22 protein-coding genes are annotated in these 24,114 nt (G+C 73.3%); 13 read left to right on the top strand and 9 right to left on the bottom strand.

The window, feature by feature from the left end; all coding sequences use genetic code 11:
• From alaS to BLV02_RS14645, 6 genes are read left to right on the top strand one after another with little or no spacing between them, the layout of a single operon-like run.
• On the top strand, positions 1-2,676 hold the full coding sequence (alaS, locus tag BLV02_RS14670) for an alanine--tRNA ligase (RefSeq protein WP_069111935.1): 2,676 nt from the start codon (positions 1-3) through the stop codon (positions 2,674-2,676).
• Positions 2,676-3,137, top strand: a complete 462-nt coding sequence (gene ruvX / locus BLV02_RS14665) for a Holliday junction resolvase RuvX (protein WP_069111936.1) — start codon at positions 2,676-2,678, stop codon at positions 3,135-3,137. Before alaS ends, ruvX begins: the two co-directional genes overlap by 1 nt.
• Positions 3,130-4,281 carry an endolytic transglycosylase MltG gene (mltG, locus tag BLV02_RS14660; RefSeq protein WP_069111937.1) on the top strand — a complete coding sequence of 384 codons (1,152 nt, stop codon included), beginning with the start codon at positions 3,130-3,132 and terminating at the stop codon, positions 4,279-4,281. The genes ruvX and mltG overlap by 8 nt, the downstream gene beginning before the upstream one ends.
• A complete protein-coding gene (locus tag BLV02_RS14655) occupies positions 4,278-5,102 on the top strand; it encodes a shikimate dehydrogenase (RefSeq protein WP_083288737.1) in 825 nt (274 codons plus the stop codon). Before mltG ends, BLV02_RS14655 begins: the two co-directional genes overlap by 4 nt.
• A complete protein-coding gene (locus BLV02_RS14650; protein ID WP_069111939.1) occupies positions 5,099-5,836 on the top strand; it encodes a prepilin peptidase in 738 nt (245 codons plus the stop codon). The genes BLV02_RS14655 and BLV02_RS14650 overlap by 4 nt, the downstream gene beginning before the upstream one ends.
• Positions 5,837-5,869: 33 nt before the next feature.
• Positions 5,870-6,844 (top strand): zinc-binding dehydrogenase, encoded by a 975-nt coding sequence (locus tag BLV02_RS14645; protein ID WP_069111940.1) that lies wholly within the window; start codon positions 5,870-5,872, stop codon positions 6,842-6,844.
• Positions 6,845-7,038: 194 nt separating this feature from the next.
• On the opposite strand, the gene BLV02_RS14640 is transcribed toward BLV02_RS14645, so the two are convergent.
• The 6 genes from BLV02_RS14640 to BLV02_RS14615 all read right to left on the bottom strand — a co-directional run bounded on the left by BLV02_RS14640 (position 7,039) and on the right by BLV02_RS14615 (position 12,319).
• The gene (locus BLV02_RS14640; RefSeq protein WP_069111941.1) at positions 7,039-7,518 is read right to left on the bottom strand and encodes a phosphatase domain-containing protein; all 480 of its coding nucleotides are present in this window, start codon (positions 7,516-7,518) and stop codon (positions 7,039-7,041) included.
• A complete protein-coding gene (locus BLV02_RS14635) occupies positions 7,515-8,321 on the bottom strand; it encodes a polysaccharide deacetylase family protein (protein ID WP_141711614.1) in 807 nt (268 codons plus the stop codon). Before BLV02_RS14635 ends, BLV02_RS14640 begins: the two co-directional genes overlap by 4 nt.
• A gap of 81 nt (positions 8,322-8,402) precedes the next feature.
• Positions 8,403-10,070, bottom strand: a complete 1,668-nt coding sequence (locus tag BLV02_RS14630) for a substrate-binding domain-containing protein (protein WP_069111942.1) — start codon at positions 10,068-10,070, stop codon at positions 8,403-8,405.
• Positions 10,071-10,204: 134 nt separating this feature from the next.
• Positions 10,205-10,339 carry a DUF1918 domain-containing protein gene (locus tag BLV02_RS14625; protein ID WP_074946346.1) on the bottom strand — a complete coding sequence of 45 codons (135 nt, stop codon included), beginning with the start codon at positions 10,337-10,339 and terminating at the stop codon, positions 10,205-10,207.
• 145 nt (positions 10,340-10,484) lie between these two features.
• Entirely contained in the window at positions 10,485-11,339 is an 855-nt protein-coding gene (locus BLV02_RS14620) for an ABC transporter permease (RefSeq protein WP_216094259.1), read from the bottom strand.
• The gene (locus tag BLV02_RS14615) at positions 11,336-12,319 is read right to left on the bottom strand and encodes an ATP-binding cassette domain-containing protein (protein ID WP_069111943.1); all 984 of its coding nucleotides are present in this window, start codon (positions 12,317-12,319) and stop codon (positions 11,336-11,338) included. Before BLV02_RS14615 ends, BLV02_RS14620 begins: the two co-directional genes overlap by 4 nt.
• A gap of 101 nt (positions 12,320-12,420) precedes the next feature.
• Here BLV02_RS14615 and BLV02_RS14610 point away from each other — a divergent pair, with 101 nt between their 5' ends.
• From BLV02_RS14610 to BLV02_RS14590, 5 genes are all read left to right on the top strand, one after another.
• Positions 12,421-13,194 carry a TetR/AcrR family transcriptional regulator gene (locus BLV02_RS14610; protein WP_069111944.1) on the top strand — a complete coding sequence of 258 codons (774 nt, stop codon included), beginning with the start codon at positions 12,421-12,423 and terminating at the stop codon, positions 13,192-13,194.
• Positions 13,195-13,302: 108 nt separating this feature from the next.
• Positions 13,303-14,730, top strand: coding sequence for a basic amino acid/polyamine antiporter (locus BLV02_RS14605; protein ID WP_069111945.1), 1,428 nt, complete (start codon positions 13,303-13,305; stop codon positions 14,728-14,730).
• Between the two features lie 27 nt (positions 14,731-14,757).
• Positions 14,758-16,005, top strand: coding sequence for an arginine deiminase (locus BLV02_RS14600; RefSeq protein ID WP_069111946.1), 1,248 nt, complete (start codon positions 14,758-14,760; stop codon positions 16,003-16,005).
• Positions 16,006-16,087: 82 nt separating this feature from the next.
• Complete coding sequence (gndA, locus tag BLV02_RS14595; protein ID WP_069111947.1) at positions 16,088-17,530, top strand: NADP-dependent phosphogluconate dehydrogenase; 1,443 nt, start codon at positions 16,088-16,090, stop codon at positions 17,528-17,530.
• A 21-nt stretch (positions 17,531-17,551) separates the two neighbouring features.
• Entirely contained in the window at positions 17,552-18,544 is a 993-nt protein-coding gene (locus BLV02_RS14590) for a serine/threonine-protein kinase (protein WP_069111948.1), read from the top strand.
• On the opposite strand, the gene BLV02_RS14585 is transcribed toward BLV02_RS14590, so the two are convergent.
• Both BLV02_RS14585 and BLV02_RS14580 read right to left on the bottom strand, forming a co-directional pair.
• A complete protein-coding gene (locus tag BLV02_RS14585; RefSeq protein ID WP_074946344.1) occupies positions 18,528-20,423 on the bottom strand; it encodes a vWA domain-containing protein in 1,896 nt (631 codons plus the stop codon). The genes BLV02_RS14590 and BLV02_RS14585 overlap by 17 nt on opposite strands.
• On the bottom strand, positions 20,420-22,348 hold the full coding sequence (locus BLV02_RS14580) for a vWA domain-containing protein (protein WP_074946342.1): 1,929 nt from the start codon (positions 22,346-22,348) through the stop codon (positions 20,420-20,422). The genes BLV02_RS14585 and BLV02_RS14580 overlap by 4 nt, the downstream gene beginning before the upstream one ends.
• A 111-nt stretch (positions 22,349-22,459) precedes the next feature.
• Between BLV02_RS14580 and BLV02_RS14575 the strand changes: the two genes are divergently transcribed.
• On the top strand, positions 22,460-22,963 hold the full coding sequence (locus BLV02_RS14575) for a hypothetical protein (protein ID WP_245737729.1): 504 nt from the start codon (positions 22,460-22,462) through the stop codon (positions 22,961-22,963).
• A gap of 7 nt (positions 22,964-22,970) precedes the next feature.
• Here the strand turns inward: BLV02_RS14575 and BLV02_RS14570 are convergent, their stop codons facing one another.
• Positions 22,971-23,849, bottom strand: coding sequence for an NAD(P)-dependent oxidoreductase (locus tag BLV02_RS14570; protein ID WP_069113290.1), 879 nt, complete (start codon positions 23,847-23,849; stop codon positions 22,971-22,973).
• Between BLV02_RS14570 and BLV02_RS14565 the strand changes: the two genes are divergently transcribed.
• Positions 23,848-24,102, top strand: a complete 255-nt coding sequence (locus tag BLV02_RS14565; RefSeq protein ID WP_083288962.1) for a winged helix-turn-helix transcriptional regulator — start codon at positions 23,848-23,850, stop codon at positions 24,100-24,102. The genes BLV02_RS14570 and BLV02_RS14565 overlap by 2 nt on opposite strands.
• The last annotated feature ends 12 nt before the right edge of the window (positions 24,103-24,114 follow it).

Raw genomic sequence — 24,114 nt, 5'->3', positions numbered from 1 at the left:
ATGGAGACCGCCGAGATCCGGCGCCGGTTCCTCGACCACTTCGAGCAGAACGGGCACGCCGTCGTCCCCAGCGCCTCGCTGATCTCGCCCGACCCGTCGCTGCTGTTCACGGTGGCGGGCATGGTGCCGTTCATCCCGTACCTCACCGGGCAGCAGACGCCGCCGTGGCAGCGCGCCACCAGCGTGCAGAAGTGCATCCGCACCGGCGACATCGAAGAGGTCGGCAAGACCACCCGGCACGGCACGTTCTTCCAGATGAACGGCAACTTCTCGTTCGGCGACTACTTCAAGGAAGGCGCCATCGGGTACGCCTGGGACCTCATCACGAAGTCCCGCGACGACGGCGGCTACGGCTTCGCCGAGGACCGCATCTGGGTCACCGTCTACCACGACGACGACGAAGCCGCCGAGCTGTGGAAGAAGGTCGCGGGCCTGCCTGACGAGCGCATCCAGCGCCGCGGCCTGCTCGACAACTACTGGCACACCGGCCAGCCCGGCCCGGGCGGCCCGTGCAGCGAGATCTACGTCGACCGCGGCCCGGAGCACGGCCCCGACGGCGGCCCGGTGGTCGACGAGGACCGCTTCCTGGAGATCTGGAACCTGGTCTTCATGCAGGAGCAGATCACCGACGTGAAGGCGAAGGACGACTTCGTCGTCGTCGGCGACCTGCCGTCGAAGAACATCGACACCGGCATGGGCCTCGAGCGCGTCGCGTACCTCCTGCAGGGCGTCGACAACATGTACGAGATCGACCAGGTCCGCCCGACGCTGCAGCGCGCGGCCGACCTCTCCGGCAAGCGCTACGGCGCCGACCACGGCGACGACGTCCGCATGCGGGTCGTCGCCGACCACGTCCGCAGCTCGCTCATGCTCATCGGCGACGGCGTCACGCCCTCGAACGAGGGCCGCGGCTACGTGCTGCGCCGGCTGCTGCGCCGCTCCGTGCGGGCCATGCGGCTGCTCGGCGTCGACGGCACCAGCATCCCTGAGCTGTTGCCGGTCGCGAAGGACTGCATGAAGGCGGCGTACCCCGAGCTGGAGAAGGACTTCGACCGCATCTCCTCCGTCGCGTACGCCGAGGAGGAGGCGTTCCGGCGCACGCTGCAGACCGGCACGCAGATCTTCGACCTCGCCGCCGACGAGACCAAGCGGGCCGGCGAGTTCGCGCTGCCCGGCGACACCGCGTTCAAGCTGCACGACACCTACGGCTTCCCGATCGACCTCACCCTCGAGATGGCCTCCGAGCAGGGGCTGAAGGTCGACGAGGCGCACTTCCGCCGGCTCATGACCGAGCAGCGCGAGCGGGCCCGGGCCGATGCGAAGGCGAAGAAGACGGGCGGCGCCGACACCAGCGCCTACCGCGCGCTGCGCGACGCCGGCGCCACGCCGTTCACCGGCTACCAGGAGCTCGAGACCGACAGCAAGGTCCGCGGCCTGCTGATGGACGGCGTCGCCGTCCCGGGCGCCAGCGAGGGCGAGACGCTCGAGGTCGTGCTCGAGCGCACGCCGTTCTACGCCGAGTCCGGCGGCCAGGACAGCGACGCCGGCGTCATCACCGGCGACGGCTTCGAGCTGGAGGTGCTCGACGTCCAGCGCCCGGTCAAGGGCCTCGTCGTGCACCGGGTGAAGGTGCTCAAAGGCGAGGTCATCAGCGGCCAGGACGTCCACGCCAAGGTCGACCAGGAGTGGCGCGTCGGCGCCTGCCAGGCGCACTCCGGCACGCACATCGTGCACGCCGCGCTGCGCCAGGTGCTCGGCCCGCAGGCGTTGCAGAGCGGGTCGTACAACAAGCCCGGCTACCTGCGGCTCGACTTCGCGTGGGGGCAGGCGCTGGGCGCGCAGACCCGCAGCGAGGTCGAGGAGGTCGCCAACCTCGCGGTCCGCCGCGACCACGCCGTCTCGGCCACCTACATGCCGCTCGAGCGGGCCCGCGAGCTCGGCGCGCTGGCGCTGTTCGGCGAGACGTACGACGAAGAGGTGCGCGTCGTCGAGATGGGCGGCGCGTGGTCGCGCGAGCTGTGCGGCGGCACGCACGTCGCGCACTCGTCGCAGGTCGGCCTGGTCACGCTGACCGGCGAGAGCTCGGTCGGCGCGGGCTCGCGCCGGGTCGAGGCGTTCGTCGGCATCGAGGGCTTCCGGCACCTGGCGAAGGAGCGCACGCTGGTCAGCCAGCTGGCCGACCTCCTCAAGGTGCAGCCCGACCAACTGCCCGAGCGGGTCGAGCGGCTCGTCGCGCAGGTCCGCGACGCGGAGAAGGAGCTCGCCAAGGCCCGGTCGTCGCAGCTGGGGGAGCGCGCGGCCGAACTGGCCGCGGCCGCTCGCGACGTCTACGGCGTGTCGCTCGTGACGCACGCCGCGCCCGACGGCACCGCCGCCGACGACCTGCGCTCGCTGGCGCTGGACGTCCGCGGCCGGCTCGGCGCCGAGCGGCCCGCGGTGGTCGCGGTGGCCGGGGTCGGCGAGAGTGGGCGGCCCAGCGTCGTCGTCGCTGTCAACGAGCCCGGCCGCGAGTGGGGCGTCAAGGCCGGCGCGCTGGTGCGGGTGGCGGCGCAGGCCCTCGGCGGCGGGGGCGGCGGCAAGGACGACGTCGCGCAGGGCGGCGGCACCGACGCGAGCAAGGTCGGTGAGGCGTTGACGCAGGTCGAGCACGCTATCGGCCAAGCCGTGACGCGATAGTGCGGCGCGGCGTCAGACTGGGGGTCGATGTCGGAACGGTCCGCATCGGGGTCGCGTCGTGCGACCCCGGCGGGCTGATCGCCACGCCGGTCGAGACGGTCCGCCGCGGGAAGGGTGACCTGCGGCGGCTCCGCGATCTGGCGCACGAGTACGAGGCGATCGAGATCGTCCTCGGATTACCGCGTAGTCTCGATGGGAAGGAACACGCGGCGGCCGCGCATGCCCGCGCCTTTGGTGCCGATTTGGCCCGATATGTGGCACCATGCCCGGTGCGGCTGGTCGACGAACGACTGAGCACGACCGTCGCCGCGCGCGGGATGCGAGCCAGCGGTGTCTCGTCGCGTGCTGGACGTCCCGCGGTCGACCAGGCCGCGGCGATGGTGATCCTGCAAGATGCGCTGGACGCCGAACGTGCGACCGGCGAGCCGCCTGGAGAGGTGCTGACGGTATCGGATGAGTGACCTGTTCACGTCGGAGGAGGAGATCGTCCGCCCCCGGCGGCAGCGCCGCCGCAGGCGCAAACGCAGCCGGTTCGGTTCGTTCGTGGCGGTGCTGGCCTCGCTGGCCGTCATCGGCGCGGTTCTGGGCGGCGTCTACTACGGCGGCAATGCGGTGCTCAACAGCGTCGACGGCCTGTTCGGCGAGCCCGAGGACTTCCCGGGCCCGGGCACCGGCGAGGTACCGGTCACCATCCAGGACGGCGCCACGCTGCGGGCCATGGGCGCCACGCTGGTCGACGCCGGCATCGTCGCCAGCCAGGACGCGTTCATCGCGGCCGCCGACGACAACCCCGAGTCCCGTGGCATCCAGCCCGGCAACTACGTGCTGCGCAGCGAGATGACCGCCGCCGACGCCGTCGCCGCGCTGGTCGCGGGCGAGGGCGGCGCGCGGGTGTCGCTGCCCGAGGGCCTGCGCGTCCGCCAGACCGTCGACCGGCTGGCCGAGGCGTCCGGCTTCACCGCCGAGGAGCTGCAGGCCGCCGTCGACGCCGCGACGCTGCCCGAGTACGCCGAGGGCGAGGCCGAGGGCTTCCTCTATCCGGCCTCGTACGACCTCGGCGGCGAGGTGACGCCCGAGTCGCTGGTCGCCTCGATGGTGGCCCGCTTCGAGCAGACCGCCACCGACGTCGACCTCGTCAGCCGCGCCGAGGCGCTCGGCTACACACCGCGCGAGATCGTCACGGTCGCCAGCATCGTCCAGCGCGAGGTGCGCCGCGAGGAGGACATGCCCAAGGTCGCCGAGGTCGTCTACAACCGCCTCACCGGCGCCTGCGCTGCCAATGGCGTGGTGAGGGAGCGGCTGCAGATGGACTCCACCGTCCACTACGCCTTCGACGACTACTCGACGGTCTACACGTCGCCGGAGCAGCGGCAGAGCGAATCGCCGTACAACACCTACCTGGTGTCCGGCCTGCCACCCGGCCCCATCGCGGCCCCCGGCGACGCGGCGCTGGCGGCTGCGCTCAACCCGGCCAGCGACGGCAGCTGCTACTTCGTCGCCGTCAACCTGGAGACCGGCGAGACCGCGTTCGCCGTCACCGCCGCGGACCACGACGCGAACATCGCCCGGCTGGACGAGTACTGCACGGAGAGCGACCTGTGCTGACCCGCTGCGCGGTGCTCGGCTCGCCGATCGCGCACTCGTTGTCGCCGGTGATCCACCGCGCCGCGTACCGGCAGCTCGGGCTGGACTGGGAGTACACCGCGCACGAGGTCGACGAGGCCGGGCTGGCCGGGTTCGTGGCTTCGCTCGGAGCGGGCTGGCGGGGTCTCTCCCTGACGATGCCGCTCAAGCGGGTGGCGCTCGACCTCGCGACGTCGGCCTCCGATGTGGCGGCCACGGTCGGCGCGGCGAACACCCTGGTCCGCCGCGACCACGGCGGCTGGGACGCCGACAACACCGACGTGCCGGGCATCGTGGCGACCCTGCGCGAGGCCGGGGCGGCCGTGGCCGCTCCGGTGTGCCTGTGGGGCGGCGGCGCGACGGCGGCGAGCGTGCTGGCGGCGCTGGCGTTCCTGGAGAGCGGCCCGGTGCACGTGCACGTCCGGTCCGCGGCCCGGGCCGAGGCGGCGCTGGCCGTGGCGGCCGCGCTGGGCCACCCGGCCGAGCCCGCGCCCTGGGCCGTCCTGCCGGCCTGCGCCGACGCCGGCGTCACGGTGACGACGGCGCCGTCCGGCGCGCTGGACGAGCTCGCGACCGCCGTCGCCGCGGCCGGAGCCACCGACCGGGTGCTGTTCGACGTCGTGTACGACCCGTGGCCGACGCCGGTGGCGGCGGCGTGGCAGGCGGCCGGCGGCGTGGTGGCCAGCGGCCTGGACCTGCTCGCCCACCAGGCGGTCGGCCAGGTGCGCCTGATGACCGGCGCCGACGTCCCGGTCGACGTGCTGCGGTCGGCGGCGCTCGCGGCGATCGGCGCCCGCGCGTGACCCTCGCGCTCGTCCTGGCGGCGGCCGGCCTGCTCGCCGGCGCCCTGCTGCCGCGGCTGATCGCGCGCATCCCGGACCGCCCTCCGGTCACCGTCCCGGCCACCGAACCGGCGGCCGCCGAGCCGGTGTCCCCGGAGCTGATCGAGGGCGGCCGGCCGCCGACGCCGGTGCCGTACCGGGAACTGGCCGCCGCGCCCCGGCTGGCGGCCTGGCTGGCCGTCGCGACGGCGGCGGTGTGGGCGCTGCTGACGATCGCCCGCGACGGCGCGGCGACCGCGCCCGAGGACCTGCCGGCCTACCTCGCGGTGGGGCTGCTCGGCGTCGCGATGGCGTACGTCGACCTGCGCACCCAGCTGCTGCCCGACTGGCTCACCCTGACGGCGTTCGGCGCGGCCGGCGCTTGGCTGACGGTCGCCGCCGCCCTCACCGGCGACTGGAGCGCCTACGGACGCGCCTGGGCGGCCGCCGCCGCGTGCCTGGCCTTCTACCTGCTGCTGGCGCTGCTCCGCCCGGCCGACCTCGGCCTCGGCGACGTGAAGCTGTCGGCGTCGCTGGGACTGTTGCTGGGCTGGGCCGGCTGGTCCACGGTCGCCGGCGGGGTGTTCCTGGCGTTCCTGGCCGGCGGGCTGATCGGGATCGTGCTGCTGGCGGTGGGGCGGGCGGGCCGGCGGACGAGCCTGCCGTTCGGCCCGCCGATGCTGGCCGGCGCGCTGGCGGCGCTGCTGCTGGCTTGACCTCAACAGTGGTTGAGGTCGCAGACTGCCGGCATGCGAGCCATCGAGGTACGTGAGTTCGGCGGGCCGGAGGTCCTGGTCGCCCGCGAGGTCCCGGACCCGGTCGCCGGGCCGGGACAGGTCGTCATCGCGCTGGCGGCCGCCGATGTGATCTACCTGGACACCCTGCTGCGCGGCGGCTGGGGCGGCGAGCACTTCCCGCTGCGGCCGCCGTACGTGCCCGGCGGCGGGGGAGCGGGCACCGTCGTCGCCACCGGCCCAGGCGTCGACCCCGGCTGGGTGGGCCGCCGGGTGCTGGCCCGCGGCTCCGGCGGCTACGCGGACCGGATGACCGCCGGCCTCGACGAGCTGGTCGAGCTGCCCGGCGGCGTCGGCTGGACCGACGCGGCCGCGCTGCTGCACGACGGCGTGACGGCGCTCGGCCTGCTCCGCCACGCGCCGGTAGCCGCCGGCGACACCGTGCTGATCGCGGCCGCCGCCGGAGGAGCGGGATCGCTGCTGGTCCAGCTCGCCACGGCGGCCGGCGCCCGGGTGGTCGCGGCCGCCCGCGGGGAGCGCAAGCTGGCCCTCGCCCGCGACCTCGGTGCCGACCTGACCGTCGACTACGGCGAGGATGGCTGGCAGCATCGGGTCCGCGCGGCCACCGGCGGCGACGGCGTGGAGGTCGCGTTCGACGGGGCCGGCGGCGGGCCCGGCGGGCTCGGCGCGGCGGCCTTCGAGACGGTCGCGCGTGGCGGCCGGTTCGTCACCTACGGCACCGCCGGCGGCGGGTTCACCGAGGTCGATGCCGAGCGGGCCGCGAACCGGCGCATCGAGGTGACGAACGCCCTGGCCACGCGGCTTGATCGGGCGGCCGTCCGCGAGTTGCTCGCCGCGGCGCTGGCGCTCGCCGCCGCCGGACGGCTGCGCCCCGTCATCGCCGCCGCCCATCCGCTGGACCGGGCCGCCGACGCGCACACGGCGCTGGAGGCCCGTGCGACCGTCGGCAAGTCGCTGCTGGTGACCTAAGTGCCGCGCGTCTGAATCCAGTTGACAGGCGCCGTGTGGACGGTCTGGTCGTAGTCCTGCCCCGCCACCCGGACCGGCCGTTTTCATCCACCTTCTCGGTCGTCATGACAGCGCAAAAGGTTGATGATCATGAAGGTGGGTATCGTCACCCCTGGCGACGGCCAGCGTTGTCAACGAATGAGCGACGCACGACACTAGGTGCGACCGTCGGTCTCCTGGGCGCCGAACAGCGTGGGGTCGGAGCGGCCCCACTCGGCCTCGTAGACGGTGAACCCGGCGGCCCGGGCGGCGGAGCAGACGGCGGGATCGTCGTCGACCAGCATGGCGACCTCGCGGTGTGCCGCCAGCCGGCGCAGCACGCCGACCTTGAACTGGCGGGCCGGGCGGCGGTCGTCGTCGGGGCGGAGCATGATGGTGCCGGCCGGTGCGCCGTTGGCGGCCAGCCACGACCGGGTGACGGCGCGGGTGCGCTCGGGCCGGCCACTGAGGTAGACCACCTCGTGCTCGTGCGCCAGCAGCGTCACCAGCTCGATGCCCTCGGCGTACGGCGTGTCGTCGCCCATCGCGCCGAAGAAGCCGGCCCAGTCCTTCGGCCGCCGCTTCAGGTGGTGCAGCCGGTGCTGGACGTCGGCGAGGACGCCGTCGATGTCGACGACGGCGACGGGGCGGGTCATGGGTCTCCAGGCAGGACGTAGCGGTAGCCGGCGGCGTCGAGGCCGGTCAGGATCTGGTCGAGGGCCGCGACCGTCTGCGACCGGTCGCCGCCGCCGTCGTGCAGCAGTATGACCGACCCGGGCTCGACCTGCCCGAGAACGTCCTGCACGATCGACGCCGAGCCGGGGCGCGACCAGTCGCGTGGGTCGACCGTCCAGTCCAGCGGCTCCAGCTTCTCGTCGTCGAGGACCGGCCTGACCTGCGGCTGCACGTACGTGCCCGGCTGGCGGAACCAGCGCACCTCGGTGTCGCCGCCGACGGCGTCGTCGAGGGCCTCGTCGGTCTCGCCGATCTGCTGCTCGATCTGCTCGCGGGTGCGCCCGGACAACTGCTCGTCGTGGCTGTCGGTGTGGTTGCACAGGGCGTGACCGGCGTCGACGACCTGGCGGACGACCTCGGGGTGCTCGCGGGCGCGCTGGCCGACCATGCAGAAGACGGCGATGGCGTCGTGCTCTTCGAGCAGCTCGAGCACCTGCTGGGTGTACACCGGGTGCGGGCCGTCGTCGAAGGTGAGGGTGACGGTGTTCTCCTCGGCGGCGCCGCCGGTGTCGGGGTTGGTCTCACCGCCACCCGAGCCGCCGCCGGACCCGCCACCCGACCCGCCGCCACCGGAGTCGTCGTCCGAGCCGGTGCCGGGCGACGCCGACGCCGGCGGGCTCGCCGACGGCTGGTCCCGCCCCACGCCCGCGTTCTCGGCCGCGCCCGCGATGAGCCCCAGGACGATGCCGAGGATGATGGTGGCCGGCCACGACAGGTTGTTCACGGCAGCCACCTCCCTCGGGCGCTCGTCGACCCAAGATCATAGGGTTCGCCGCAGCCGAAACCGGACAGGCGCGCCACGCGGTCAGCAGTTGGGGCGGCACTGCCGTTCGATCATGGCCTGGATGAACACGGCCTTGATGTCGCTGGGATCCTCGGCGTGGTAGGCCGTCGTGCCGGTGGCGGCGGAGATCTGCTGCAGCGCCTCCATGTCGGCCTCGGGGCCCATGCCGATGGTGATGATCGGCACCGGCTCGGCCGGGTCGAACTGGGCGGTGAGCTGGGTGAGCAGTGTCTCGAGGTCGATGCCGTCGGGGTCGTCCTCGTTGCGGCCGTCGGTGAGCAGCACCACCGAGTTCACCATGCCGGCCTGGTAGCCGCTGCGCATCGACTGGAACGCGGCCCAGGCGGTGTCGTAGAGCCCGGTGCCGCCCTCGGCCCGCGACGGCAGCGACTCCGACGCGATGACCAGTGCCTCCTGCCGGGTGCTGCCGTTGAGCAGCCGCTCGTTCATCGGCCCGACCTCGACCAGCTCGATGTAGTCGTTCGGCGGGTCCTGCTCGATCGAGAACGCCCACAGCCCGACGGAGGCGTCCGGCGGGAACAGCGTCAGCGCCTCCAGCGCGGCGTCGCGGGTCAGCTCGATGCGGGTGGCGCCGCCGTTCACCTGCTCGTTCATCGACCCGGACACGTCGATGACGGCGAGCATCCGCATGTCCAGCGAGAGCGCCGCCCACTGCCGGGACAGTTCGGCGATCAGCTCCGGGGCGGGTGCGGGCAGCAGCTCGGGCAGCGCCGCACGGATGCCGTCGACGATGCCCGCGTCGGCGGCCGCGGTGCCGTCGGGGCTGCGGAACCCGGCCCGGTGCAGCGTGTCCTGGGCCTCCTCCGTCTCGAGGTGGGTGACGAACGCGGCGGCGGCCGCACGGGCGTCGGAGTCGTCGTCGGCGCCGGTGACGGCGAACGCCGGGTAGTCGAACCCGAAGGTGCCCTCGGCGGGGTAGAGGGCGGTGAGGCGCGGGCCGGACGGGTCGCGGTTGTAGGCGACGACGGACTGCTCGGTCGCGGTGATGGCGGCCGGCGCCTCGGCCGTGGCGGCGAGCGCGTCGTCGACGGTGGGCACGGACGCCTGCGAGACCTGCGTCATGACCTCGACCAGCTGGTCGGCCTCGATCTGGTCGCCCAGCGCGGTGCGGACGGCGACCAGGCTGGCCAGCCCTTCGTCGGTGGCGGCGGGATCGGCGATGACCGCGGGCCCGTCGCCCTGCACGAGCGCGGCCCACGAGATCTGCGCGTCCGCACCCGCGACGGCCGCGGCCGCGTCCTGCGGCATCGCCACGACCAGCGGCGACAGCGCGACGTTGGCCAGCGGCTCGATCAGTCCGTCGTCGACGGCCGGGCCGAACGCGCGGGTCTTGGGGATCCACAGGTCCGGCGCCTCCTCGCCGCCGAACGTCGGCACGGCCGCGGCCGCGGTGCTGGCCGCGACGTCGATCTCGACGCATCGGTCGCCCTGCCGCGGCTCGCTGTCGGTGTAGGTGCGGGCGAGCTCGGTGAGCACCGGCGCGAGCGTCGGGTCGGCGACGACGGTGACCGGCAGCGTCGCGCCGCACTCACTGTCACCACGGTCCAGGATCGACACGACGCCGAGCCCGGCCGCCCCGATCAGCGCGACCGCCATGACGGACAGGCCGAGCCGGCGCGGCCAGGGCGAGGGCGCGGCCGGTCGGTGCGAGGCGTGGCGTCCTGGCATGAATGGCGGCTCCGGGCGGGGTCGTGGAAGAGCAGACTAACCGGGAGCAATAGGACTCTGGTAATGACGAGTTACTTGTGCTGCGTATGACCCGCGGGGTCACGGACCCTCCGGCGGAGACGGCCGGGCCGTGCTCAGCCGTCCGCCGGTGTCGCCGGCGCCGCCGGGACGACGTGGGCGTCGGTGCCCGGGTAGACCAGGCACTGCGCGCCGTCGGACCAGCGGACCAGGAACGGCGGGCCGCCGTCGGGCCCGTGCGCCTCGAGCACCTCGCCCTCGCGCCGCCCGAGCCGACCTTCGTGCCCTCGACCACCAGGTGGTCACCGTCGTGTGCGTGCATGGTCCCCGACCTCCCCGGAGCGGACCGAACGGTCTCCCTCCAGCGTGCTCCGCCGGGGCGGCGAGGGCAACGGGTCAGCGGCTGAGCTTCTGGTAGCGGCGGATGGACAGCGGCACGAAGATCGCGAGGATCAGCAGCGGCCAGGCGACGGCCAGCAGCAGGCTGTGCTGCGCGGCCCACGAATCGCCGCCGAAGCCGGGGTTGCCGAACAGCTCGCGCGCCGCGGCCACCGTCGAGGACAGCGGGTTCCACTCCGACACCGCGCCCATCCAGCCCGGCATCAGCTCCGGCGCGACGAACACGTTGGACAGCGCCGTCAGCGGGAACGCCGCCGGGAAGACGATCACGCCGACGGTGTCCGGGTTCGGCACGACCAGGCCGAGGTAGATGCCGATCCAGGTGATCGCGAACCGCAGCAGCAGGATCAGCCCGACGGCCGCCAGCGCGTCGCCGATGCCGCCCCGCCACTGCCAGCCGACCAGCAGCCCGCACACCACCAGGGTCGCCATCTCCAGCAGGGCGCGGACGAGGTCGGCCCCGCTGCGCCCGACGACCAGGGCCGAGCGGGCCATCGGCATGGACCGGAACCGGTCGACGACGCCGCGGTCGACGTCGAAGGCGATGCTCGTGGCGGTGGCGCCGAGCCCGTACAGCATGGTCATCGCGAACACGCCGGGCAGCAGGAACTCGCGGTAGTCGCCGCCGCCGGGCAGCGCCATGCCGCTGCCGAACACGTACCCGAAGACCAGGACGAACATGATCGGCAGGGTGAAGTAGATGACGACCTCTTCGGGCGCCCGCACGACGTGCGACAGGTTGCGCTTCGTCATCACCCAGCCGTCGGCCAGCGCCCAGCGCAGCCGGGCCAGCGGCGTGCGGGCCGGCGGGGGAGCGACCAGGGTGGGCGGTTGCTGCAGCGTGATGCTCATGCGGCGGTCTCCTCGTTCGCGGTGGCTGCGTGATCGGCGCTGTGGCCGGTGAGGTGCAGGAAGGCTTCGTCGAGGGTCGGACGGCGCAGGCCGATGTCCTCGGCGACGACACCGGCGGCCTGGAGCTCGCGGACGGTGTCGGTGAGCGCGGCCATGCGGTCGGCCACGGGCGCGCTGACCCGCCGGGTGTCGGCGTCCACCTCGGGCTCGGCGGTGCCGATACGGGCGACGACGGCGGCCGCGGCGCCGAGCTGGGCGCCGTCGCGGACGACGACCTCGATGCGGTCGCCGCCGATGCGCGCCTTCAGCTCGTCGGCGGTGCCCTCGGCGACGACGCGGCCGGTGTCGATGACGGAGATGCGCCCGGCCAGCTGGTCGGCCTCCTCCAGGTATTGCGTCGTCAGCAGCACCGTGGTGCCGCCTGCGACCAGGGAGCGGACCGCGTCCCAGACGTCGTTGCGGCTGCGCGGGTCGAGACCCGTGGTGGGCTCGTCGAGGAACAGCACCTCGGGCGCCAGGATCAGGCTGGCCGCGAGGTCGAGCCGGCGCCGCATGCCGCCGGAGTACGTCCGGCCGGAGCGGTCGGCGGCGTCGGTGAGCGCGAACTGCTCGAGCAGCTCGTCGGCCCGCCGCTGCGCCTGCCGCGCACCCAGGTGGTAGAGCCGGCCGAACATCACCAGGTTCTGCCGCCCGGACAGCGTCTCGTCGACCGCGGCGTACTGGCCGGTCAGGCCGATGCGGCGGCGCACCTCGTCGGGCTCGGCGACGACGTCGTGCCCCGCGACCCGGGCGCTGCCCTCGTCGAAGCGCAGCAGCGTCGACAGGATGCGGACGGCGGTGGTCTTGCCGGCGCCGTTGGGGCCGAGCAGGCCGTGCACGACCCCGCGCTCGACCGTGAGGTCCAGCCCGTCCAGTGCGTAGGCGTTGCCGTATCGCTTGCGCAGCCCCTGTGCGGCGATCGCCGCGTCGTTCGTGGTCACTGCCACCCTCCCTTAAACTGTTTATGGCGTATATCGCTTGGTTTATGTTGTACACAGTTCTAGGATGGGCGTCAAGCGCACGCCACCGACGAAGGGGGAGCATGGCCACCGACCAGCGTCAGGCCGATCCGAACCGCACGCTCGACCTGCTGTGGGACGTCCAGGCGCCGCCGACCCGCGGGCCCAAGCCCGCGCTGTCGCTGCGGCAGATCGTCGACACCGGCATCGCCATCGCCGACGCCGAAGGGGTGGCGGCGGTCTCCATGCGACGGGTGGCCGACGAGCTCGGGTACACCACGATGTCGCTGTACCGGTACGTGCCCAGCAAGACCGACCTGCTCGAGCTCATGGTCGAGCACGCGTCCGTGGTGCCCGACATCCCGCCCGAGCTGACCGGCTGGCGCGACAAGCTGCGCTGGTGGGCCACCGACACCGCCGACATCTACCGGCGCCGGCGCTGGGCCCTGGACGTCCCGATGAACGCGCCGCCGATGGGCCCCAACCAGATCAAGCGCATGGAGCAGGCGCTCGCCGCGCTCGACGAGACCGGGCTCAGCGGGGGAGAGATGCTCGGCATCCTGGTCGTGCTCAGCGGCTTCGTCCGCGGGCACGCCCAGCTGGCCACCACGCTGGCCGACGTCGAGAAGCGCACCGGCGTGCCGCAGGCGGCCTGGGACCAGGCCTACGGCCGCATGCTGACGTCGTTCGTCAACCCCGCCGAGCACCCGGTGCTGGCCCGCATCGTCGCCGACGAGTCCTTCGACGGCTACGCCGAGCCCGACGACGAATGGCTCGGCGACGACTTCGCGTTCGGCCTCGATCTCGTGCTCGAAGGCGTCGCCCGCTACATCGAGCGCCGGGTGTCACCCGAGTGACGTCTGGGCGTGTCACCCGAGTGCCAATCTTGCGGAAGTCCCGATTCTCCCGATGAGAGTGCGTTAGCCTCGCCGAAACGATCTAGCGGATCTTCGGCGGGGGCCGGGATGGCCGAGACATCGGTGGCACAGTCCGCACAGAAGGTGACGCTGGCGACCCTCACGGCCATGGTGGTCGGCTCGATGGTGGGCGCCGGCGTCTTCTCGCTGCCGCAGCGGTTCGGCAGCGAGACCGGCGTGGCCGGGGCGCTGGTGGCCTGGGTGGTCGCCGGCAGCGGCATGCTCATGCTGGCGTTCGTCTTCCAGACGCTCGCCGTCCGGCGGCCCGACCTCGACGCCGGGGTGTACGCGTACGCGAAGGCCGGCTTCGGCGAGTACCTGGGCTTCTTCTCCGCCTTCGGGTACTGGGCCAGCGCGTGCGTCGGCAACGTGACCTACTGGGTGCTCATCATGTCGACGGTGGGCGCCATCGCCCCGGCGCTCGGCGACGGCGACACCGCGCTGGCCATCGTGATCAGCAGCGTCGGCCTGTGGACGTTCTATCTGCTGATCAGGCGTGGCGTGCAGGAGGCCACGGCGATCAACCGCATCGTCACCGTGGCGAAGGTCATCCCGATCATCGTCTTCGTCATCCTCGCCGTGTTCTACCTCGACCCGCAGGTGTTCGCCGACAACTGGAGCGGCGGCAGCCTGGGCTCGCTGTACGAGCAGGTCAGGGGCACGATGCTGGTGACGGTGTTCGTCTTCCTCGGCGTCGAGGGCGCCAGCGTGTACTCGCGGCACGCCCGCCGGCGCCAGGACGTCGGCCGGGCGACGCTGCTGGGCTTCGCGATGGTGCTGAGCATCTTCGCCTCGGTCACCATCGTGTCCTACGGCATCCTGCCCAGCGACGAGATGGCCGAGCTGCGGCAGCCGTCGATGGCCGGCGTGCTCGAGGCGGCGGTGGGGCAGTGGGGCGAGGTGTTCGTCAGCGTCGGGCTGATCGTGTCCGTCCTCGGCGCGTACCTCGCGTGGACGCTGATGGCGGCCGAGGTGCTGTTCGTCGCGGCCGCCGACCACGACATGCCCCGGTTCCTGGGCCGCAAGACCGGCGCCGACGTGCCCGGCCCGGCGCTGCTGCTGACGACCGTGCTGGTCCAGGCGGTGCTGATCGTGACGGCGTTCTCCGAGAACGCGTTCAACTTCGCGCTGAACCTCACCAGCGCGCTGACGCTGATCCCGTTCCTGCTCGCGGCGGGCTACGCGCTGAAGCTGGCGCTCGGCCGCGACGACGGCTGGCCCGGGGGAGTGCGGCGCGAGATCGTCATCGGCGCGCTCGCCACCCTGTACACGGCGTTCCTCCTGTACGCGGCCGGGCTGAAGTACCTGCTCGTCTCGTTCATCGTCTACGCGCCGGCCACCGTCCTGTTCGTGCTGGCGCGCCGCGAGCAGGGCCGCGCGCCGTTCACGCCCGGCGAGCTGGTCATCCTGGCCCTCTCGCTGGCCGGGGCGGTCGTCGGCATCGTCGCCCTGGTCCAGGGCTGGATCACCCTCTGACCCGACCTCGCACGGAAGGACTCCGCCATGACCGACGGCACCGCCCACGGCGTCCACTCGGAGGTGGGGCGGCTGCGCAAGGTGCTGGTCTGCCGCCCCGGCCTCGCGCACCGTCGCCTGACGCCGACCACCTCGGACGACCTGCTCTTCGACGACGTCCTGTGGGTGGAGTCGGCCCAGCGCGACCACCAGGACTTCGTCGGCCAGCTGCGCGGGCGCGGCGTCGAGGTGGTCGAGCTGCACGACCTGCTGGCGCAGACCATGGCGGACGCGCAGGCGCGGTCGTGGCTGCTGGACCGCAAGGTGACGGCCGACCAGGTCGGGCTCGGCTTCATCGACACCACCCGCGCCTTCCTGGAGTCGCTGGAGCCGTCCGCGCTGGCCGAGTTCCTCATCGGCGGGCTCGCGGTGAGCGACCTGCCGGACGGCCAGCTGTGCGGCTACGGCGCGCTGGCGCGCGAGTCCGTCGGCGCCCGCGACTACCTGATGCCGCCGCTGCCGAACACCCTCTACACCCGCGACACGACCTGCTGGCTCTACGGCGGGCTGACGATGAACCCGCTGTACTGGCCGGCCCGGCACGACGAGACGCTGCTCTACAAGGCGATCTACACGTTCCACCCCGGCTACGCGGGCTCGACGGTCTGGTGGGGCGACCCGGAGCGGCACTGGGGCCGGGCGACGTTCGAGGGCGGCGACATCATGCCGATCGGCAACGGCACCGTGCTCATGGGCATGAGCGAGCGCACCTCACGGCACGCGATCACCCAGGTCGCGGCCGCGCTCTTCGCTCAGGGCGCCGCCGAGCGCGTCATCGTCGCGGGCATGCCGAAGCTGCGCGCGGCCATGCACCTGGACACCGTCTTCACCTTCGCCGACCGCGACGTCGTCACCGTCTTCCCGCGCATCGTCGACGCGTTGCACGTGTTCACGCTGCGCCCGAGCGACCGGCCGCCGGGCGTCGACGTCACCGACGAGGGCGACGCCCGGCTGGTCGACGTCGTCGCGGCGGCCCTCGGCCTCGACCGCCTGCGCGTCGTCGAGACCGGCGGCGACGTGTACGCGTCCGAACGCCAGCAGTGGGACAGCGGCAACAACGCCGTCGCCGTCGAGCCGGGGGTCGTGTTCACCTACGACCGCAACACCCAGACCAACGCGGCGCTGGAGGAGGCCGGCATCGAGGTGCTGACGATCGTCGGCGCGGAGCTGGGCCGCGGCCGCGGCGGCGGCCACTGCATGACCTGCCCGCTGATCCGCGATCCGGTCGCGTTCTGACCGGCCGCGGCCGGCTCGGCATACTGGTGCCGACGGCGGCTCGCCGTCAGACACCAGGCAGGCGCGACAGGAGCAGGCACTGATGGCTGGAACGGCACAGATCGGCGTCACCGGGCTCGCGGTCATGGGCCGCAACCTCGCGCGGAACTTCGCCCGCAACGGATACACCGTCGCGCTGCACAACCGCACCGCGAGCCGCACCCGCGAGCTCGTCGAGCAGTTCGGCGACGAAGGCACGTTCGTGCCGGCCGAGACCGCCGAGGAGTTCGTCGCCGCGCTGGAGCGGCCGCGCCGGCTGGTCGTCATGGTCAAGGCGGGCGCGCCGACCGACGCCGTCATCGACGAGTTCGCGCCGCTGCTCGAGCCGGGCGACATGATCATCGACGGCGGCAACGCGCACTTCGCCGACACCCGTCGGCGCGAGGCGGCGCTGCGCGAGCGCGGGCTGCACTTCGTCGGCACCGGCGTCTCCGGCGGCGAGGAGGGCGCGCTGAATGGGCCCAGCATCATGCCCGGCGGCTCGGCCGAGTCGTACGCCTCGCTCGGGCCGATGCTCGAGAAGATCTCCGCCAAGGCCGCCGACGGCTCGCCCTGCTGCACGCACATCGGGCCCGACGGCGCCGGCCACTTCGTCAAGATGGTGCACAACGGCATCGAGTACGCCGACATGCAGCTCATCGCCGAGGCGTACGACCTGCTCCGGCACGCCGCCGGGTACGAGCCGGCCCGCATCGCCGAGGTGTTCCGCGGCTGGAACGCCGGCCGCCTCGACTCCTACCTCATCGAGATCACCGCCGAGGTGCTCGCGCACGTCGACGCCGCCACCGGGAAGCCGTTCGTCGACGTCGTCCTCGACCAGGCCGAGCAGAAGGGCACCGGCCGGTGGACGGTGCAGATCGCGCTCGACCTCGGCGTCCCGGTCAGCGGCATCGCCGAGGCGGTGTTCGCGCGGTCGCTGTCCGGCCACGCGGGCCAGCGCGCCGTGGGCCGCGGGCTGGCCGGCCCGACGCCGTCGCCGCTGGCCGCCGACGAGGCCGAAGCGTTCGCCGCGCAGGTCGAGCAGGCGCTGTACGCGTCGAAGCTGGTGTCGTACGCGCAGGGCTTCCACCAGTTGCAGGCGGCCGGTGCGGAGTACTCGTGGACGCTCGACCTCGGCGCCATCGCCGGCATCTGGCGCGGCGGCTGCATCATCCGGGCGGCCTTCCTCGACCGCATCACCGCGGCGTACGCGAAGGACCCGGCGCTGCCCAGCCTGCTCGCCGACGAGGGGTTCGCGGCCGAGCTGGGCGCGGCGCAGGACGCCTGGCGGCAGGTGGTGGCCACGGCGACCCGGTCGGGCATCCCGGCGCCCGGCTTCTCGACCGCGCTGGCCTACTACGACGCGCTGCGGGCGCCGCGGCTGCCGGCGGCGCTGATCCAGGGCCAGCGCGACTTCTTCGGCGCCCACACCTACCACCGCGTCGACCGCGACGGCGTCTTCCACACGTTGTGGTCGGACGGGCGCGTGGAGGAGCGGCAGAGCTGAGCGCTCGCTAGGGTCTGATCCGTGGGCGAGGTGTTCGCGGGCCGCTACGAGCTGGTCGACGTGCTCGGACGCGGCGGCATGGGCGACGTGTGGCGGGTCTGGGACCTGCGCGAACGCGTCTTCCGGGCGGCGAAGCTGCAGCGCCAGTCCGACGGCGCGGCGCTGCTGCGCTTCGTCCGCGAGTCCTCCACCCGCGTCGACCACCCGCACGTCCTCACCCCGTCCAGCTGGTGGGCCGACGACGGCCGCGTCCTGTTCGTCATGCCCATCGTCGCCGGTGGGTCGGTGTCGGTGCTGCTGGCCGATCACGGCGCGCTGGGGGACTGGTGGACGGCGACGCTGGGCGGCCAGCTGCTGGCCGGGCTGGCCGCGGTGCATGCGGCGGGCCTCGTCCACCGCGACGTCAAGCCTTCCAACCTGCTGCTCGATCCGACCGGGGTCGGTGCGCCCGTGCTGCGGCTGTCCGACTTCGGCATCGCGGCCCGGATGGACGAGCCGCGGCTGACCCACGCGGCGGAGGTCGTGCACACGCCCGGGTACTCGGCGCCGGAGGCCCGGCGCGGCGCCGACCCGGATCCGCGGCAGGACCTCTACGCCACCGGGATCGTGCTGACCGAGCTGCTCACCGGCCGGCGTCCGGACGCGGCGCCGTCGGCTCCGGCCGTGCCGCCGGGCCCGCTGGCCGGGGTGATCTCGCGGCTGGTGGCGACGGATCCGGCCGAGCGGTTCGGGTCGGCCGCGGCGGCGCTCGACGCGCTGCGGGCGGTCCCGATCCCGCCGCCCCCGCCGTCCGCCGAGCCCGTGGAGGTGTTCGAGCAGCTGCCGCCCTGGCCGGCCGGCTGGGGTCCGGGCGGGCCGACGCCGTCCGCGCCGGCCACGTCGGTCCCCGTGCCCTTCGGCGACGCGAGCCCTGCGCCCGCCCGTCCGTCCCGGCGCTGGCCGTGGCCGGCGGTGGCGCTCGCGGTGGTCGGAGCCGGCCTGGTGGTCGCGGCCGTCGTCACGGCGTTGACGTAGCTCTGCTCCGGCGCACCAGCCAGGCCGCGCCGGCCAGCGCGAGCAGCCCGGCGGCGCCCAGCCCGATGGACGTCCAGGGGAGGTCCTCTCCGCTGCCGCCGTCGCTGAGCGCCTGCTCCTCGGTCGGCTCGGCACGCGGCGCCGGGTCGCCGTCCGGCTCGCCGCCGCCGCTGCCGTCGACCAGGGCGGAGTCCGCGGCCGGGGGAGTGAGGCCGTCGACCTCGGCGTACTCGGGGGCGCCCTCGCCGGCGGTGCCGTTGGTCTTCAGCGTCAGCGTGTACGGCAGCGGATCGCCCGACGTGTCGAAGGAGACCTGGACGTAGCGCAGGCCCGGCACGCTCGCGCCGCCGCCACCGTTGCGGTTGAGGTAGCCGACGGTCTGCGTCTGCGCGCCGATGCGATAGGCCGTCGTGCCCTCGGGGAACGCGCCCCACACGCCGTCGGTCCAGTCGTCGGGTTCGCGGCCGAGGAAGTCCAGCATGGCGTTGTCGCGCACCGGGCCGGAGATCTGCACGGTGGGCCCGTGCGTCGCCAGGCCGGCACCCGTCGGCAGCGCGCTGTCGAACTGGGCCTGCAGGTTCTGCCCCCAGCCGAGCGGGACGGCGACGACCTGCGTCTCGCCCAGGTTGATGTCGAAGGCGTAGCTGCCGTCGGACACGACCGGCGCGTTGGAGATGGAGGTGCCGGGCACGACGTCGGTGACCGGCTCGCCCGGCTCGAGCGGCGTCCAGGCCGGTTCCTGGGGTCGGGGGAACAGGTCGCCGCCGGACGGGTCGGCCAGTGGCGGCTCCTCGTAGACCGCGATCTCGACCGGTTCGCCGGCGAGGTCGCCCTTGCGCACCGCGACCTGGACGTAGACCTCGTCGGCGGTGTTGCAGGGGTTGTCCGCGTTCTCGACCCAGCTCGTCACCGACGTGTGCCCGAGCGTCCCCAGCGGGAAGGACGTGCCCTCGCCGCACAGGCCCGGCGCGGCGGGGTCGTCGCCGGGGTGATGGGTGCTCACGGCGACCCAGTCACCCATGGCGCCGAACGCGATGCTCCGGTGCGTGACGCCGACGTGGATGGTGCTGTTCGGCGCCGTCCGTTCGGCGCGGTACCAGAGCCCGCCCTCCGCTGGGACCGTGTCGAGGTACTGCCCGGTCGTGATGACCGGCGCGTCGGCCGGTGTCGCGGCGCCTTCGATGGGGGTGCCGGTGAGGTCGAACGGGCGGGATGCCCTGGTGGTGGAGGTGTCGAGGGATCTGACGAGGTCGTCGGCGTCTTTGGCGTCGTAGTAGGTGCCGTGGCCGTTGTCGGCGATGCAGCGCAGTTTGTCGCGGGCTGCTTCGTCGACGTCGAGGCCGACGACGTCGATGCGCACGTCGACGCCGTCGCCGGCGAGTTGGGTGGCGACCTCGCACGGGTCGGGTGCGCAGGTGGGTTCGCCGTCGGAGACCAGCACGATGGTGCGCGGCCCCTCGGTGCCGAGATCCTTCCCCGCTTCCTGCAGCGCGTGGCCGATGGGCGTCTCGCCGTAGGGCTCGTAGTCGTCCAGGGCGGCGGTGAGCGCGTCGCGGTTGCCGGTGTCTGGTGCGGCGATGAGCTGGGAGTCGGTGCAGGCGCCGGGGTCGTTCTGGGAGAACACCTCGGCGCCGTAGACGCGCAGCCCGACCTCCTGGTCGTCCGGCAGCCCGGCGATGACCTGCCGCAACGCGTCCTTCGCCGCGTCGATCCTGGTGCCGCCGGACGGTGTGGCCTCGGCCATCGACCCGGACGAGTCCAGCACCAGCATCATCCGGCTGCCCGGATCGACCGGCCCCTCCGACGCCGCCACAGCCGACACCGACATGGTCGCGACGAGGCCGGCGATGACGGCGACGGCGGCCACGCGGCGGATCATCCGTTGCTCCCGGCCTGGTTCGCGGCGCCCCGGTTCCGGCGCACCAGCCAGCCGGCACCGGCCAGCGCCACCACGCCGGCGGCGCCGAGCCCGATGGACGTCCAGGGCAGGTCCGATCCGCTGCTGCCGTCGCCGCTGAGCGCCTGTTCCTCGGTGCCGCCATCGCCCGGCGTCGGGTCGTCCGTCGCGCCGTTCTCCTCGTTCTCCTCCTCGTCCTCGGAGCCGCCGCCGACGAGCGCGGAATCGGCCGTCGGGGGAGCGAGGCCGTCGACGTCGGCGTACTCGGGGGCGCCCTCGCCGGCGGTGCCGTTGGTCTTCAGCGTCAGCGTGTAGGGGAGCGGGTCGCCCACGTCGCCGTAGGACACCTGGACGTACCGGAGTCCGGGCATGCTGGACCCATCGGTGAACGCGAGCCGGTTCAGGTAGCCAAGTGTGAGCGTCTGAGCGCCCGTGCGGTACGGCGACCCTGCGGCGATCATGCCCCACGTGTCGCCGGTCCAGTCCGCGGGCGCGCTGCCGTAGAAGTCGACCGTTCCCGCGTCGCGCACGGGGCCGGAGATCTGGACGGTCGGCCCGACATCGATGCTCGTCTTCTCCGGCACGAGGCCGTCGAACTGCGCCTGCAGATTCTGCCCCCAGTCGAGCGCGACCGCGACGACCTGCGTCTCGCCCGGATTGATGTCGAACGCGTAGGTGCCGTCGGACACCACGGGAGCGTTGGAGATCGACGTGCCCGGCACGACGTCGGTCACCGGGTCGCCGGGTTCCATGGTCTCCCAGGCCGGCGGGTCGGGTGCGGCGACCAGGTCGCGGCCGGACGGGTCGGCCAGCGGCGGCTCCTCGTACACGACCATCTCGACCGGCTGGCCGGCCAGGTCCGCCCGGATGTTGGCCACCTCGTCGACGTGGACGTAGATGACGTCGGCCGTGTTGCAGGCGTCGTCGGGGAGCTCGCTCCACGTCATCGCCGCCGTGTAGCCGACGTTGCCCAACGGGAAGGAGCTGCGGCCGCCGCACTCCACGCCGTCGGGATCGGCGTAGAGGTAGACCGACATCCAGTTGCCCATGTTCCCGATGTCGGCGGAGTAGTGCGCGATGCCGACGTGGATGGTGCTGTTGGGGACGGTCCGTTCGACCCGATACCAGAGCCCGTCGTTGAGGGGGACGGTGTCGAGGTATTGGCCGGTGGTGATGACCGGCGCGTCGGCGGGGGTGGCGGTGCCTTGGATGGGGGTGCCGGTGAGGTCGAACGGTCGGGATGCCCTGGTGGTGGAGGTGTCGAGGGATCTGACGAGGTCGTCGGCGTCTTTGGCGTCGTAGTAGGTGCCGTGGCCGTTGTCGGCGATGCAGCGCAGTTTGTCGCGGGCTGCTTCGTCGACGTCGAGGCCGACGACGTCGATGCGCACGTCGACGCCGTCGCCGGCGAGTTGGGTGGCGACCTCGCACGGGTCGGGTGCGCAGGTGGGTTCGCCGTCGGAGACCAGCACGATGGTGCGCGGCCCCTCGGTGCCGAGATCCTTCCCCGCTTCCTGCAGCGCGTGGCCGATGGGCGTCTCGCCGTAGGGCTCGTAGTCGTCCAGGGCGGCGGTGAGCGCGTCGCGGTTGCCGGTGTCTGGTGCGGCGATGAGCTGGGAGTCGGTGCAGGCGCCGGGGTCGTTCTGGGAGAACACCTCGGCGCCGTAGACGCGCAGCCCGACCTCCTGGTCGTCCGGCAGCCCGGCGATGACCTGCCGCAACGCGTCCTTCGCCGCGTCGATCCTGGTACCGCCCGACGGGGTGGCCTCGGCCATCGACCCGGACGAGTCCAGCACCAGCATCATCCGGCTGCCCGGATCGACCGGCCCCTCCGACGCCGCCACAGCCGACACCGACATGGTCGCGACGACGGCGGCAGCGGCCGTGAGAGCGGCGGCGAGACGAAGCATGGCGACTCCCGAAGCTGATTTGCACTTGCAAACGTGGTCCGAGTCTGGACCGTGAACGCCGCGCGTGTCAACATGGTTGCAGCTTTACGGGTGCAAATTGTGGGAGGGCACGTGGCCGACGTCGACGCCAGCCGCACCGCGCAGCGCGAGATCTACGGCGAGCCGCTGGGCACCGTCGTCGACCGGTGCCGCGGCACGCTGGGCCTGACACAGGGGAGGGTCGCGGCATTGCTCGGCATCTCCGCGCCCATGCTGTCGCAGCTGGTCAGCGGGCAGCGCATCAAGATCGGCAACCCGTCGGCGGTCGAGCGGCTGCGGGTCATGGTCGAGGTCACCGACGCCGTCGCCGCCGGGCGGCTGCCGGTCGCCGACGCGATCGCCCGCATCGAGGCGGCCGGCGGCCCGGGGGAGTTGCTCACCGGCGCCACCACCCGGCGCGCGTCGGCGCGCGAGACCGCCGAGCAGATCCAGAGCCTGTTCCGCCGGGTCGCGTCGGCGGCCGACTACCTGGCCGCCGCCGACCACGTCGCGCCGGACCATCCGGAGATCGCCGAGCTGCTGCGCGTGTACGGCGCCGGCCGCACCGACGACGCCGTCGCGCACCTGCTCGGCTGAGCTCGGGCTAGGGGGCGCCCAGCACCTCGGTCAGGGCGGCGATGCTGTCCTCGCCGTGACCGGCGGCGGCCGCCTTCCGGACGAGATCGTGCAGCGGTTGCAGCCAGGTGTGGTCGACCTTCGCGTCGCGGGCGAACTCGACGTCCCAGTCGGCGCCGGCAAGGAAGAGGTTCACCGACGACGCGCCCTCGCGGTAGTCGCGGGCGTCGATCTCGGCCGCGAACCCGGGCAGGATCGCGGCGATCATCTCCATCCAGCGGACGGCGTAGGGGACCAGGTCGCCGGCGGCGATGCCACGTGTACGACCGGCCGCCGCGCCGGCGAAGAAGCCGACCAGTGCGGGCAGTAGTGCGGTGCCGACGGCGGACTCGTAGAACTTCGCGAGGTCGGGCTCGTCGCCCAGCAGGACGGTGTCGCCGCCGAGCGCCCGCAGGGTCGCCTCGTGCTCGGCGAAGACGTCCGCCGCTCCGGCGTAGTACAGCAGCGTGCCGGCCTGCCCGACCGCGCCGGGGACGTCCTTGACGGCGCCGTCGAGGTAGCCGATGCCGTGGTCGCCGGCCCAGGCGGCGAAGCCGCGGGCGGCCGCGGGGGTGCCGCTGTTGAGGGCGACCAGCGTGCGGCCGGCCAGCGTCGCCGTCACGGGCTCGAGGAGCTGCCGGGTCTCGTCGTACCCGGTCAGGCACGCGACGACCAGGGGACTGGCGGCCACCGCGTCGGCGGCGGTGGCGGCCGACTGGGCTCCTTCGGCCGTGAGCGGCGCGGCCTTCGCCGCGGTGCGGTTCCAGACGGTGACGGTGTGCCCGGCGGCGAGGAACGCGCGGGCCAGGGCTGTGCCCATCGAACCGAGGCCGAGGACGGTGACGGAGGTCGAAGCGGGGCGTGTCATGTTGCAGGACGGCCCGCTGCGCTTCGGCGAGCTGCGCCGGACGGTCGGCGCCATCAGCGAGCGCATGCTCATCCTGCAGCTGCGGGAGCTCCAGACGGCCGGGCTGGTGCACCGCGAGGTGTACCAGCAGGTGCCGCCGAAGGTCGAGTACTCGCTCACGGCATTCGGCCGGTCACTCAACGACGCCATGGCGCCGCTGGGCACGTGGGGCGAGGACAACCTGGAGCGCATCGAGGCGATCCCGTTCGAGTAGGCCGGGCCGAGG

Source organism: Jiangella alba, from assembly GCF_900106035.1.
In the GTDB taxonomy this organism is placed as follows: Bacteria; Actinomycetota; Actinomycetes; order Jiangellales; family Jiangellaceae; genus Jiangella; species Jiangella alba.
This window is presented reverse-complemented; position numbering and strand designations above follow the sequence as displayed.

Bases quoted from the DNA above. Each gene is read 5' to 3' on its own strand.
- alaS (WP_069111935.1), top strand. From the start codon at position 1: ATGGAGACCGCCGAGATCCGGCGCCGGTTCCTCGACCACTTCGAGCAG.
- mltG (WP_069111937.1), top strand. From the start codon at position 3,130: ATGAGTGACCTGTTCACGTCGGAGGAGGAGATCGTCCGCCCCCGGCGG.
- BLV02_RS14630 (WP_069111942.1), bottom strand. From the start codon at position 10,070: ATGCCAGGACGCCACGCCTCGCACCGACCGGCCGCGCCCTCGCCCTGG.
- gndA (WP_069111947.1), top strand. From the start codon at position 16,088: ATGGCTGGAACGGCACAGATCGGCGTCACCGGGCTCGCGGTCATGGGC.
- BLV02_RS14605 (WP_069111945.1), top strand. From the start codon at position 13,303: ATGGCCGAGACATCGGTGGCACAGTCCGCACAGAAGGTGACGCTGGCG.
- BLV02_RS14640 (WP_069111941.1), bottom strand. From the start codon at position 7,518: ATGACCCGCCCCGTCGCCGTCGTCGACATCGACGGCGTCCTCGCCGAC.
- BLV02_RS14610 (WP_069111944.1), top strand. From the start codon at position 12,421: ATGGCCACCGACCAGCGTCAGGCCGATCCGAACCGCACGCTCGACCTG.
- BLV02_RS14645 (WP_069111940.1), top strand. From the start codon at position 5,870: ATGCGAGCCATCGAGGTACGTGAGTTCGGCGGGCCGGAGGTCCTGGTC.
- BLV02_RS14570 (WP_069113290.1), bottom strand. From the start codon at position 23,849: ATGACACGCCCCGCTTCGACCTCCGTCACCGTCCTCGGCCTCGGTTCG.
- BLV02_RS14580 (WP_074946342.1), bottom strand. From the start codon at position 22,348: ATGCTTCGTCTCGCCGCCGCTCTCACGGCCGCTGCCGCCGTCGTCGCG.
- BLV02_RS14565 (WP_083288962.1), top strand. From the start codon at position 23,848: ATGTTGCAGGACGGCCCGCTGCGCTTCGGCGAGCTGCGCCGGACGGTC.
- BLV02_RS14600 (WP_069111946.1), top strand. From the start codon at position 14,758: ATGACCGACGGCACCGCCCACGGCGTCCACTCGGAGGTGGGGCGGCTG.
- BLV02_RS14620 (WP_216094259.1), bottom strand. From the start codon at position 11,339: ATGAGCATCACGCTGCAGCAACCGCCCACCCTGGTCGCTCCCCCGCCG.
- BLV02_RS14585 (WP_074946344.1), bottom strand. From the start codon at position 20,423: ATGATCCGCCGCGTGGCCGCCGTCGCCGTCATCGCCGGCCTCGTCGCG.